The 12,651-nt window shown below is 68.7% G+C and carries 8 protein-coding genes and 1 pseudogene; 4 read left to right on the forward strand and 5 right to left on the reverse strand.

Annotated elements, in window-relative coordinates:
- Entirely contained in the window at nt 1–1,272 is a 1,272-nt protein-coding gene (glgC, locus tag AAG801_RS04360; protein WP_341887328.1) for a glucose-1-phosphate adenylyltransferase, read from the reverse strand.
- A 412-nt stretch (nt 1,273–1,684) separates the two neighbouring features.
- Here glgC and AAG801_RS04365 point away from each other — a divergent pair, with 412 nt between their 5' ends.
- Genes AAG801_RS04365 through malQ form a run of 4 tightly spaced genes read left to right on the forward strand, consistent with a single transcriptional unit; the run spans nt 1,685 to nt 9,924 of the window.
- Nucleotides 1,685–4,081: a glycogen/starch/alpha-glucan phosphorylase gene (locus AAG801_RS04365; protein ID WP_341887340.1), complete on the forward strand. Its 2,397-nt coding sequence runs from the start codon at nt 1,685–1,687 to the stop codon at nt 4,079–4,081.
- Nucleotides 4,082–4,139: 58 nt separating this feature from the next.
- Nucleotides 4,140–6,323: a 1,4-alpha-glucan branching protein GlgB gene (gene glgB, locus AAG801_RS04370; RefSeq protein ID WP_341887329.1), complete on the forward strand. Its 2,184-nt coding sequence runs from the start codon at nt 4,140–4,142 to the stop codon at nt 6,321–6,323.
- Nucleotides 6,320–8,398 (forward strand): glycogen debranching protein GlgX, encoded by a 2,079-nt coding sequence (glgX, locus tag AAG801_RS04375; protein ID WP_341887330.1) that lies wholly within the window; start codon nt 6,320–6,322, stop codon nt 8,396–8,398. The genes glgB and glgX overlap by 4 nt, the downstream gene beginning before the upstream one ends.
- Nucleotides 8,399–8,415: 17 nt before the next feature.
- Nucleotides 8,416–9,924 carry a 4-alpha-glucanotransferase gene (malQ, locus tag AAG801_RS04380; RefSeq protein ID WP_341887331.1) on the forward strand — a complete coding sequence of 503 codons (1,509 nt, stop codon included), beginning with the start codon at nt 8,416–8,418 and terminating at the stop codon, nt 9,922–9,924.
- 74 nt (nt 9,925–9,998) lie between these two features.
- On the opposite strand, the gene AAG801_RS04385 is transcribed toward malQ, so the two are convergent.
- The 4 genes and pseudogenes from AAG801_RS04385 to AAG801_RS04400 form a co-directional block, all read right to left on the reverse strand.
- On the reverse strand, nt 9,999–11,138 hold the full coding sequence (locus AAG801_RS04385; RefSeq protein WP_341887332.1) for a branched-chain amino acid ABC transporter substrate-binding protein: 1,140 nt from the start codon (nt 11,136–11,138) through the stop codon (nt 9,999–10,001).
- A gap of 156 nt (nt 11,139–11,294) precedes the next feature.
- Nucleotides 11,295–11,687 carry a hypothetical protein gene (locus tag AAG801_RS04390; RefSeq protein ID WP_341887333.1) on the reverse strand — a complete coding sequence of 131 codons (393 nt, stop codon included), beginning with the start codon at nt 11,685–11,687 and terminating at the stop codon, nt 11,295–11,297.
- Nucleotides 11,684–12,115: a DNA polymerase III subunit chi gene (locus AAG801_RS04395; protein WP_341887334.1), complete on the reverse strand. Its 432-nt coding sequence runs from the start codon at nt 12,113–12,115 to the stop codon at nt 11,684–11,686. Before AAG801_RS04395 ends, AAG801_RS04390 begins: the two co-directional genes overlap by 4 nt.
- Nucleotides 12,116–12,138: 23 nt before the next feature.
- A pseudogene (locus AAG801_RS04400) lies at nt 12,139–12,651 on the reverse strand (leucyl aminopeptidase); the annotation flags it as partial.

The following is a 12,651-nucleotide window of genomic DNA, read 5'->3' on the forward strand; positions in this document are numbered from 1 at the left end:
TCAGCGTTCCTCGAGCTTGGTGAGCATCTCGCGCGTGACCAGCGTGATGCCGTTGTCGGTGCGGGAGAAGTTCAGCGCGTCGCTGGCCGCGTCCTCGCCGATCACCATGCCGTCGGGGATGCTGCAGCCGCGGTCCACTACCACGCGCGTCAGCCGCGCACCGCGGCCGACCTGCACGCCGGGCAGCAGCACCGCCCATGACACGCTGGAGTGCGAATGCACGCGCACGCTGGAGAACAGCACCGAGCGGAACACGTGGCCGGAGACGATGCAGCCGCCTGACACCATCGACTCGATCGCCATGCCGCGGCGGTCGTCCTGGTTGTGCACGAACTTGGCCGGCGGCAGCTGCGGCTGGTAGGTCCAGATCGGCCAGCGCGTGTCGTACAGGTTGAGCAGCGGGTCGGTCGCGGTGAGGTCGATGTTGGCGTCCCAGTACGCGTCGATCGTGCCGACGTCGCGCCAGTACGGCTCCTCGTTGATTCGCGTTCCTACCGCGCTCAGCTCGAAGGGGTGCGCCGCCGCACGGCCGTTGCGCACCGCGTGCGGGATGATGTCCTTGCCGAAGTCGTGGCTGGAGTTCGGGTCGTTGATGTCGCGCTCGAGCTCCTTGTAGAGGTAGCGCGCGTTGAACACGTAGATGCCCATGCTGGCCAGCGAACGCTCGGGCTTCCCCGGCATCGCCGGCGGGTCGGCGGGCTTCTCGACGAACTCGGTGATCAGGTTCTTCTCGTTGACCGCCATCACGCCGAAGGCCTTGGCCTCCTCGCGCGGCACCTCGATGCAGCCGACCGTGCAGTCGCGCCCCTTGGCGACATGGTCGGCCAGCATCAGCGCGTAGTTCATCTTGTAGATGTGGTCGCCGGCGAGGATGACGATGTAGTCGGCGCCGTAGCTGGCCAGGATGTCCTGGTTCTGGTACACCGCGTCGGCCGTGCCGCGGTACCAGCTCTCCTCGTCGACACGCTGCTGCGCCGGCATCAGGTCGACGAACTCGTTCATCTCGCTCTTCAGGAAGGCCCAGCCGCGCTGCAGGTGGCGCATCAGGCTGTGGCTCTTGTACTGGGTGATCACGCCGATGCGGCGGATGCCGGAGTTCAGGCAGTTGGACAGCGCGAAGTCGATGATCCGGAACTTGCCGCCGAAGTAGACGGCCGGCTTGGCGCGCCGGTCGGTCAGGTTCTTCAGCCGGCTGCCGCGCCCGCCGGCCAGCACCAGCGCCACGGTGCGCTTGGGCAGGTCCAGGCTGAGTGCCAGATCGTTCGGGGTCATCGGGTCATCTCCTTCGTCGTTGTGGGCTGCGGCGACCGTCGGAACGCGGCGCGGCTCGATGATCGATCATTTTGGCGTCGACGCAACACTGGAGCGCCCTTGCGCGGTGCATGGACAGGCGCGTTGCGCATGGAGTCGTTGTTGTTACGCCGAACTCCAGCGTAATCCGGTAGCGAGCGTCGTGCCATGAGGTCGAGCCGTACCCGGCAACGCCGCATCCGACGCGGAGAAATCGCCCGTAACCCGCCCGGTCGGGCGCTCCGGCGCGGGCGCGAAAATTGCGACTCATCGCTGGTTGACGCTCCTCGAGCCGGCAGTGACACTGCGCCCGCCGCAAGGCCGGTGGTGCCGCGAATCGCCGCCGAACGACAAAGGATCCCAAGTGGACACGAACACGCTCTCCCCCGCTTCGATGGCCAGCGAACTGGACGATCACCTGCTCAAGACCGTCGGTGTCGCGCCGGCCCAGGCCACCTCGACCGAGCTGATGCAGGCGGTGTCGCAGGTGGCGCGCGAGCAGCTCTCGCGTCGCTGGGTGGCCACGCAGGCCAAGGAGCGTGACGCCAAGGCGCGGCGCGTCTACTACCTGTCCATGGAGTTCCTGATCGGCCGCACGCTCGGCAACGCGCTGGCCGCGCTGGACCTGGGCGAAGGCGCCGCGCAAGCCGTGCAGCAGCACGCGCGCAAGCTCGAGGAGGTGGCCGATCGCGAGCCCGATGCCGCGCTCGGCAACGGCGGCCTCGGTCGCCTCGCGGCCTGCTTCCTCGACTCGATGGCCACGCTCGGCCTGCCCTCGTTCGGCTACGGCATCCGCTACGAGTACGGCATGTTCGCGCAGGACATCCAGGACGGCTGCCAGGTCGAGTACCCCGACCCGTGGCTGGCCAACGGCACGCCCTGGGAGTTCCCGCGTGTCGAAGTGAGCTACCCGGTGCGCTTCGGCGGCTGGGTCGAGCACCACGGCGACAAGGCGGTGTGGCGCCACGCCGGCGAGGTCGCCGCCAAGGCGCACGACATGGTCATCCCCGGTCACGGCACCACCAAGGTGAGCACGCTGCGGCTGTGGAAGGCGGTCGCGCCGGCGCACATCGACCTGACCGCCTTCAACACCGGCGACTACGCGCGCGCCGCCGGCATGAAGAACGAGTACGAGAACATCTCCTGGGTGCTGTACCCGAACGACAGCACGCCGGCCGGCCGCGAACTGCGCCTGCGCCAGGAGTACTTCTTCGTCGCCGCCTCGGTGCAGGACATCCTCGGCCGCCACCTCGAGGAGCACGGCACGCTGGCCAACCTGGCCGACAAGGTGGCGATGCACCTGAACGACACCCACCCGGCCATCGCCGTGGCGGAACTGATGCGCGTGCTGTGCGACGAGCACCGCATGCCCTGGGAAGCGGCCTGGAACCTGACGCAGAAGGTGTTCTCGTACACCAACCACACGCTGATGCCCGAGGCGCTGGAGACCTGGCCGGTGGCGCTGATGCAGCATGTGCTGCCGCGCCACCTGGAGATCATCTTCCGCATCAACCAGGTCTTCCTCGACTTCGCGGCGAAGTTCCGGCCGGGCGACAACGGCTTCCTGGCGCGCCTGTCGCTGATCGACGAGCACGGCGAGCGCCGCGTGCGCATGGCCAACCTGTCGATCGTCGGCAGTCACAGGGTCAACGGCGTCTCGGCGCTGCACTCCGATCTGCTGGTCAAGACCATCTTCGCCGACTTCGCGGCGCTGTGGCCGGATCGTTTCACCAACATGACCAACGGCGTGACGCCGAGGCGCTGGCTGGCGCAGGCCAATCCGGGCCTGGCCGGATTGCTCGACCGCACCATCGGGCCGAAGTGGCGGCTCGACCTCGACCAGCTGCAGGCACTGCGTGACCAGCGCGGCAACGCGGCCTTCCGCGAGGAGTTCATGGCCATCAAGCGCGCCAACAAGGCGCGGCTGGCCGAGCACATCGCGCGTGTCACCGGCATCGCCGTCGACCCGGCCAGCCTGTTCGACGTGCAGGTCAAGCGCATCCACGAGTACAAGCGGCAGCTGCTCAACCTGCTGCACGTGGTGGCGCGCTATCAGGCCATCCTGGCCCATCCGAACGCCGGCTGGGTGCCGCGCACGGTGATCTTCGCCGGCAAGGCGGCGTCGTCGTACGCGATGGCGAAGAACATCATCCGGCTGATCCACGACGTTGGCTCGGTCATCAACCGCGACCCACGCGTCGCCGGCCTGCTCAAGCTGGTGTTCATCCCGAACTACGGCGTCTCGGTGGCCGAGGTGATCATGCCCGGCGCCGACCTGTCCGAGCAGATCTCCACCGCCGGCACCGAAGCCTCCGGCACCGGCAACATGAAGCTGGCGCTGAACGGCGCGCTGACCATCGGTACCGACGACGGCGCGAACATCGAGATCCGCCAGAACGTCGGCGACGACAACATCTTCATCTTCGGCCTGAAGACACCCGAGGTGGTGACGCTGCGCGCCAGCGGCTACCAGCCGATGCGCTACTACGAGAGCAACCCTCAGCTGAAGAACGTGCTCGACGCCATCGCCGGCGGCCAGTTCTCGGCCGAGGAGCCGGGGCGCTACCGCGGCCTGGTCGATTCGCTGCTGTGGGGCGGTGACCACTACCTGCTGCTGGCCGACTTCGGCGCCTACGTCGAGACGCAGCTGCGCGTCGACGCGCTGTACCGCCAGGGCGGCGAATGGGCCTCGCGCGCCATCGCCAACGTCGCCGGCATGGGGGCCTTCTCCTCCGACCGCACGATCCGCGAGTACGCGCAGCAGATCTGGGGCATGACGCCGGCGCCTTGACCACGGACAGCGCGACGGCGGTGGTTACCATCGACGCAGTCCTGCGGCTGACGTCCCGATGCTGAACGCCTCCGAAATCGATCTGATCCGCCACGCCCGGCACGGCGACCCGTTCTCCGTGCTGGGGCCGCACACCGAGGCCGATGGCCGCCCCTGGCTGCGCGCCTTCCTGCCGGGCGCGACACACGTGGTGGCCGTGGACGCCGTCGACGGCTCGACGCTCGCCGCGCTCTTGCTCGTGCATGTGGACGGGCTCTTCGAGGGCGCGGTTCCGGCGCTGCCATCGAGCGGCTATCGCCTTCAGGCACGCTGGGCCGACGGCACGCAGACCACGCTGGACGACCCCTACCGCTTCCCGCCGGTGCTCGGCGACCTGGACGTCTGGCTGATGGGCGAGGGCACGCACCTGCGGCCCTTCGAGGTGCTGGGCGCGACGCAGCGCGAGATGCTGGGCGTGGCCGGCGTCAGCTTCGCCGTCTGGGCGCCCAACGCCTCGCGCGTCAGCGTGGTCGGCGACTTCAACTTCTGGGACGGCCGCCGCCACCCGATGCGCCTGCGCCGCGAGTGTGGCGTCTGGGAGATCTTCCTGCCCGGCCTCTCGGTCGGCGTGCGCTACAAGTTCGAGATCCTCTCGCGCTCGGGCGAACTGCTGCCGCACAAGGCCGACCCGTATGCGCTGCAGTCCGAACTGCGCCCGGCCACCGCCAGCGTGGTCGCCCGGCTGCCCGCGGTGGTAGCGCGCTCCGAGACCCGCCAGAAGGCCAACGCGCTCGATGCGCCGATGAGCATCTACGAGGTCCACCTCGGCTCCTGGCGGCGCATGCCCGAGGAGGGCAACCGCTGGCTGAACTGGGACGAACTCGCCTCGACCCTGGTGCCCTACACCCGCGAGATGGGCTTCACCCACCTGGAGCTGCTGCCCGTCTCCGAGCACCCCTTCGACGGCTCCTGGGGCTACCAGCCGATCGGCATGTACGCGCCGACCTCACGATTCGGGGACCCGGCCGGCTTCCGGCGCTTCGTCGAGCGCTGCCATGCCGAGGGCATCGGCCTGATCCTGGACTGGGTGCCGGCGCACTTCCCCACCGACGCGCATGGCCTGGCGCGCTTCGACGGCACGCATCTCTACGAGTACGCCGACCCGCGCGAAGGTTTCCACCAGGACTGGAACACGCTGATCTACAACCTCGGCCGCACCGAGGTGCTGAACTTCCTGGTCGGCAACGCGCTGTACTGGCTGGAGCGCTACGGCGTGGACGGGCTGCGCGTGGACGCCGTCGCCTCGATGCTGTATCGCGACTACAGCCGCAAGCAAGGCGAATGGGTGCCCAACGTGCACGGCGGGCGCGAGAACCTGGAGGCGATCGCCTTCCTCAAGCGCATGAACGAGGTGGTCGGCTCGGAGCGGCCGCAGGCGGTGACGCTGGCCGAGGAGTCCACCGCCTTCCCCGCCGTCAGCCGGCCGACCTACCTGGGCGGACTGGGCTTCCACTACAAGTGGAACATGGGCTGGATGCACGACACGCTGCAGTACATGGCGCGCGAGCCGATCCACCGCCAGTACCACCACGGCGAGATGACCTTCGGGCTGGTCTACGCCTTCACCGAGAACTTCGTGCTGCCGATCTCGCACGACGAGGTGGTGCACGGCAAGGGCTCGATGCTCACCAAGATGCCCGGCGACGCCTGGCAGAAGTTCGCCAACCTGCGCGCCTACTACGGCTTCATGTGGGCCCACCCGGGCAAGAAGCTGCTGTTCATGGGCTGCGAGTTCGCGCAGGGCGCGGAGTGGAACCACGACAGCAGCCTCGATTGGCACCTGCTCGGCGACCGCCACCACGCCGGCGTGCAGCGACTGGTCCACGACCTGAACCGCTACTACCGCACCACGCCGGCCCTGTTCGACTGCGATTTCGACGGGGCCGGCTTCGAGTGGATAGCCCACGACGATGCGCCGCGCTCGGTGCTGAGCTTCGTGCGCCGCAGCCGCGATCGTCGCTCCGAGGTGCTGGTGGTGTGCAACTTCACGCCCACCGTGCATCGCGGCCATCGCCTTGGCGTACCGTCGCCCGGCCGCTGGCGCGAGCGCCTGAACACCGACTCCGAGCACTACGGCGGCAGCAACGTCGGCTGTGCCTTTGGTGCCGCCGACAGCGAGGCCGTGTCGAGCCACGGTCGCGCACAGTCCTTGCTGCTGGACCTGCCGCCGCTGGCCACCGTGTTCTACGAACGACAGGCATGACGATGCAGCCGGGACATCCTTGGCCCCTGGGCGCCCACTGGGACGGGCATGGCGTCAATTTCGCGGTGTTCTCGGCGCACGCCCAGCGCATCGAGATCTGCGTGTTCGACGACGACGGCAAGCGCGAGATCCAGCGGCTCACCCTGCCCGCCCACACGCACGACGTCTGGCATGGCTACCTTCCAGGCACCCGCCCCGGGCTGGTCTACGGCCTGCGCGCGCATGGTTCGTGGCGGCCGGAGCGCGGCCACCGCTTCAACCCGAACAAGCTGCTGCTCGACCCCTACGCGCGCGAGATCGTCGGCCGCTTCGAATGGCGCGACGAGCACTTCGGCGCCGACGGCCAGCACGGTGGGCACATGGACAATCGCGACAACGCCATGCATGCGCTGAAGGCGCGCGTGGTCGAGGAGCGCCACGACTGGCATGGCGACCGCCACCCGCACATTCCGCTCGACCGCACGGTCATCTACGAACTGCACGTCAAGGGCTTCACGAAGAACCACCCCGGCGTGCCCGAGGCGCTGCGCGGCTCCTTCGCCGGCCTCGCGTCCGACGCTGCCATCGCCCACTTCAAGCGGCTCGGCGTCACCGCGCTGTGCCTGCTGCCGGTGCACCAGCACCTTGACGAGCAGCGTCTCGTCGGATTGGGCCTGAGCAACTACTGGGGCTACAACACCATCGGCTTCTTCTGCCCCGATGCCGGCCTGGCCAGCGGCGCGGGCGGCATCTCGGCACGCGACGAGTTCCGCCGCATGGTGGCCACGCTGCACCAGCACGGGCTCGAGGTCATCCTCGACGTCGTCTACAACCACACCGCCGAGGCCGACGAGCACGGCCCGACGGTCAGCTTCCGTGGCCTGGACAACGCCAGCTACTACCGGCTGCCGCACGACCACAAGGCCCACTACGAGAACCACAGCGGCTGCGGCAACACGCTGGACCTGCGCCATCCGCGCGTACTGCAGATGGTGCTCGACAGCCTGCGCTTCTGGGCCGGCGAGATGCACGTCGACGGCTTCCGCTTCGACCTCGCCCCTGTGCTCGGCCGGGGCGATCATGGCTTCGACCGCCACGCCCCCTTCTTCACCGCGCTGGCGCAGGACCCGCTGCTGTCGCGCCTGAAGATGATCGCCGAGCCCTGGGACATCGGCCCCGGCGGCTACCAGCTCGGCGGTTTCCCCGGCGGCTGGCTGGAGTGGAACGACCGTTTCCGCGACACCATGCGTGCGTTCTGGATCGAGGGCGCCTACACACGCGGCGACTTCGCGCAACGCCTGTGCGCCTCGTCGGACATCTTCCAGCCGCGCCACCGCGCGCCGGCCGAATCGGTCAACTTCATCGTCGCGCACGACGGCTTCACGCTGGCCGACCTGACGCGCTACGCACAGCGCCACAACCAGGCCAACGGCGAGCACAACCGCGACGGCCACAGCCACAACCACAGCGCCAACTTCGGCGTCGAGGGGCCGAGCGACGACACCGACATCACCGCGCTGCGCAGCCGCGTGACGCGCGCGCTGCTGGCCAGCATGCTGCTGTCGCAGGGCACGCCGATGCTCGCCGCCGGCGACGAGTTCGGCCGCACGCAGGGCGGCAACAACAACGCCTACTGCCAGGACAACCCGATCTCGTGGGTCGACTGGTCGACGGTCGACGAAGACCTGCTCGCCTTCACCACCCGCCTGCTGGCGCTGCGCGCCCAGGCTCTGCCCTTCGCCAACCGCTGGTACGACGGCCTGCCCGACCGGCTCGGGCTGCAGGACGTGACCTGGCTGCGCGTCGACGGCAGCGAACTGCACGGCGACGAATGGCGCCGCCCCGACGGTCGTGTGTTCGGTTGCCTGATCGGCCGCCCCGGTCGCGCAGTGGCACCGCTGCTGCTGCTGGTCAACGGAGACGCCGGCGACATCGACTTCATGCTGCCCGGCGGCACCTGGCAGGCGCTGGTCGACAGCACCCACCCGCGCGGGCTGGCGCAGTGGCAGGGCCAGGGCGAGGTGCTGTTTCCGCTGCCCGGCCGCAGCGTGCTGGTGTTCGCCGCACTCGGCCACGAACTCGACCTTCCCAACTAGAACCCAGGACGGCGACCATGCGCTTTCCCCGCGCCAGCGGCGTGCTGCTGCATCCGACCTCGCTGCCCGGCCCGCACGGCTCGGGCGACTTCGGCGCCGGCGCCTACCACTTCGTCGACTGGCTGGTCGCCGCCGGCCAGAAGCTCTGGCAGATCCTGCCACTGGGCGGCATCGGGCCGGGCAACTCGCCGTACATGAGCACCTCGGCCTTCGCCGGCAACGTGCTGCTGATCGACCTCGAGGAACTGCAGCGCCGAGGCTGGCTGCTCGCCGACGAGATCGTGCCGCCGGCCGGCATCGCTGACCAGCGGCTGAACTTCGCGGCCGTGGTGCCCTTTCGCATGGACCGCCTGGCCCGCGCCGCGGCTCGCTTTGCCGCCCAGGGCAGCGCCGAGGAGCGCACCGACCTGCAGGCCTTCCGCGAACGCCATGCCGACTGGCTACCCGACTACGCGCTGTTCATGGCGCTGGCCGAGCAGCATGGCTGGCGCGACTGGAGCGACTGGGATGCACCGCTGGCCTCGCGCAACCCGGTGGCGCTCGCCTCGGCCCGCGAGATCTACGCCGAGCGCGTCGCCTTCTGGACCTTCTGCCAGTGGTGCTTCTTCCGCCAGTGGCTGGCGCTGAAGGCCTACGCCAACGGCAGGGGTGTCGAGATCATCGGCGATGCGCCGATCTTCATCGCCTACCAGAGTACCGAGGTGTGGGCGCGGCGCGAGCTGTTCGAACTCGACGCCAGGGGCAAGCCGACCGCCGTGGCCGGCGTGCCACCCGACGCCTTCAGCGACACCGGCCAGCGCTGGGGCAACCCGCTGTACCGCTGGAAGGCGCACGCGAAGGAGGGCTACGCCTGGTGGGTGCAGCGAATCCGCCGCATCTTCGAGCTGGTCGACGTGGTGCGCATCGACCACTTCCGAGGTTTTGCAGGCTACTGGGAGATCCCGGCCAGCGAGCCGACGGCAATCCACGGCCACTGGCTGCCCGGCCCGGGCGAAGCGCTGTTCAAGGCGATCGCCAAGCAACTCGGGCCCTTGCCGATCATCGCGGAGGACCTCGGTGTGATCACGCCCGATGTCGTCGCGCTGCGCAGGAAGTTCGCCTTCCCCGGCATGCGCATCCTGCACTTCGCTTTCGAGGGCGGCAGCGGCAACGCCTACCTGCCGCACAACCACGACATCGACTCGGTGGTCTACACCGGCACCCACGACAACGACACCACGCTGGGCTGGTGGGCGTCGCTGGGTGATGCACAGCGCGAACGCGTGCTCGACTACCTGGGCAGCGACGGCGCAGAGATCCACTGGGACCTGATCCGCGCCGCCTGCGCCAGCGTGGCGGACACCGTCGTGCACCCGATGCAGGACGTGCTCGGCCTCGCCGGCGAGCACCGCATGAACCTGCCCGGTCGTGGCGAGGGCTACTGGGAGTGGCGCTTCTCATGGCAGCAGGTGCGCCCCGAGCACGCGCGACGCCTCGCGCACCTCACGCAACTGTTCCGCCGCGACGGCACACCGCTGCAGGGCTGAACAGGCCCCACAGCCCACACAAAGGAAAACGGGGCGCCCAAGCGCCCCGTCGTCCGATCAGAAGATCGCGGTTCTCAACGAACCACGGCGATCTGCTCGCGCTTGCCACCCTTGTACGTGAACAGGGTCAGCGCGCCGTTCTTGATGTCGCCCTTCTCGTCGAAGGTGATCGTGCCGGTCACGCCCTTGTAGGTGGTCTTGGCCAGCACCGGCAGGTACTTGGCCGGGTCGGCCGAGCCGGCCTTGACCATCGCGTCGGCCATCACCATCGTGGCGTCGTAGACGTACGGGGCGTAGATCTGCACGTCGGCGTTGAACTTCTTCTTGAAGTCGGCCTTGAACTTGTCCATGCCGGCCTTCTGCTCGCCCTCGACACCACCGGCTTCCGCGCAGACGACCTGGCTGTCGGCCATCGAGCCGGCGGCCAGCTTGGGCAGTTCGCCCGAGCAGATGCCGTCGCCGCCCATGAACTTGGCGTTGATGCCGAGTTGCTTCATCTGGCGGATCATCGGGCCGGCCACGGCGTCCATGCCGCCGTAGAAGACGACGTCGGGATTCTTGGCCTTGATGGCGGTCAGGATGGCGGTGAAGTCGGTCGCCTTGTCATTGGTGAACTGCTGCTCGGCGATGGTGCCGCCCGAAGCCTTCACGGCCTTGGAGAACTCCTCGGCGACACCCTGGCCGTAGGCCGTGCGGTCGTCGATGACGGCGATCGACTTGCCCTTCAGTTCCTTGACGGCGTAGCGGCCCAGCGTGCCGCCCAGGTGCACGTCATCGGCGACGACGCGGAACGCGGTCTTGTAGCCGTTGCGGGTGTACTTGGGGTTGGTCGCCGACGGCGAGATCTGCGCAATGCCGGCATCGCTGTAGATCTTCGAGGCCGGGATGGTGGTGCCCGAGTTCAGGTGGCCGATCACGCCGTTGACCTTGGAGTCGACCAGCTTCTGCGCGACGGCAGTGCCCTGCTTCGGATCGCCGGCATCGTCTTCGGCCAGCAGTTCGAACTTGGCCTTCTTGCCGCCGATCGTCACGCCCTTGGCGTTCAGTTCGTCGATGGCCATGCGTGCGCCCATCTCGTTGTCCTTGCCAAGGTGGGCGATGCCACCGCTGGTGGGGCCGACGTGGCCGATCTTGACGACCATGTCTTGCGCCGATGCAGCACCTGCGGTCAGCAGAGCGGCCGCAGCCACCACGGCATTGAATTTGACTTGCATGCAAAAACCTCCGGTTGGAATGTTGAGAGCGTTCGGGAGAGAGTGAGGGTATTTCTCAACGGCGGAGACGATACTCCAAAAAAATGCACGTCTCTACCGGGTTGCCTCAGGGGAAACCTGCGCTTGCCGCCTGCGGCTGAGCCCACAACGCGCGGCCTAGCGACCGCGATGACGGGAGATCTCCTGAGCGACGGCGCGAGCGACGATGTCTCGCAAGGTCGATGCCAGCTCGGTGCGCGCCTCGCGCATCAGCGCATCGGTGGCGCGGGTCAGCGCCGGGGTTAGCACCTCGCGCAGCTTGACCTCGAGCATCAGGTCGATCTGCCGCTGCAGGTCGGCCAGCACGCGCTGCACGACTGCCTCTTCGTCGAGACCGGGCGGCGGCGGCACCGGCGCGGCAAGCGGCTGCAGGGGCGCCGGCTCGGTGCGTGCAAAGGCCGGGTCCGGGGTGGACGCGGGGCCCGCGGTGCCCGCCGGCGCGGGCTCGGCAATGCGCACGACCTCGGTCAGCGTGGGCACGCGCCCCGGCGGCACCGGGCGCATGCTCAAGCTTCCACCTCATGCCGTTCGATTGGATACCCGCGCGAGGCGTAGTGCTTCCAGCGCGCCCGCGCCGCGCTGCGATCGGCTTCATCGGTCGAGACGATCTCCACCAGGCGCTCGAAGCTCTCGAAGCCGGCCGGCGCGTCGGCACCGAGGTTGAGCAGCACATCGTGGTGCAACGCACCATCGAGCGTCGCCGCCAGGCACACCGGCGTCTCGCGCAGGCGCTCCGGCAGCGCCTGCCCTTCGCGCAGCACCACATGGGGCACGAACTCGATCGGGTCGAAGCTCCACAGCGCGGCGTCAAGCTCGGCCAGTGCTGCGGCCGGGCCGGTGACGGTCACGCGCGCGTTCTGCCGGGTCGCCTTGCGCAGCAACCGGCAGGCGTAGGCCACGCGGTGCGGCACGTTGAAGTGGAAGCTGACGCGGGTCATCGTCGCAGTGCCTGGCCCGGACCTCAGTCGGCGTGTGCGAGCACGAAATGGGTCAGCAACGGCACCGGTCGGCCGGTCGCGCCCTTGGCCGCGCCCGACTTCCAGGCCGTGCCGGCGATGTCGAGGTGGGCCCAGCGGTACTTGCCGGTGAACTTGCGCAGGAACATCGCCGCGGTGATTGCGCCGCCGGCGCGCCCGCCGACGTTGCCCATGTCAGCGAAGTTGCTCTTCAGCGCCTCCTCGTACTCCTCGTCCAGCGGCATGCGCCAGCAGGGATCGAGCGACGCGGCGCCGGCCGAGAGCAGGTCGGCGGCCAGCTTGTCGTCGGCGCTGAACAGGCCGGTGTGGTGATGGCCCAGCGCGATCACGCAGGCGCCAGTCAGCGTCGCCACGTCGACCACGCAGGCCGGCTTGAAGCGCTCGGCGTAGGTCAGCGCGTCGCACAGGATCAGGCGGCCCTCGGCATCGGTGTTCAGGATCTCGATGGTCTTGCCCGACAGGCTGGTGACCACGTCGCCCGGCTTGATCGCGCGGCC

This window comes from Variovorax sp. YR752, assembly GCF_943372545.1.

What these genes read in the sequence shown, in the direction of transcription:
- malQ (WP_341887331.1), top strand. Translation starts at nt 8,416, where the DNA reads ATGCGCTTTCCCCGCGCCAGCGGCGTGCTGCTGCATCCGACCTCGCTG.
- glgB (WP_341887329.1), top strand. Translation starts at nt 4,140, where the DNA reads ATGCTGAACGCCTCCGAAATCGATCTGATCCGCCACGCCCGGCACGGC.
- AAG801_RS04395 (WP_341887334.1), bottom strand. Translation starts at nt 12,115, where the DNA reads ATGACCCGCGTCAGCTTCCACTTCAACGTGCCGCACCGCGTGGCCTAC.
- AAG801_RS04385 (WP_341887332.1), bottom strand. Translation starts at nt 11,138, where the DNA reads ATGCAAGTCAAATTCAATGCCGTGGTGGCTGCGGCCGCTCTGCTGACC.
- glgC (WP_341887328.1), bottom strand. Translation starts at nt 1,272, where the DNA reads ATGACCCCGAACGATCTGGCACTCAGCCTGGACCTGCCCAAGCGCACC.
- AAG801_RS04365 (WP_341887340.1), top strand. Translation starts at nt 1,685, where the DNA reads ATGGCCAGCGAACTGGACGATCACCTGCTCAAGACCGTCGGTGTCGCG.
- glgX (WP_341887330.1), top strand. Translation starts at nt 6,320, where the DNA reads ATGACGATGCAGCCGGGACATCCTTGGCCCCTGGGCGCCCACTGGGAC.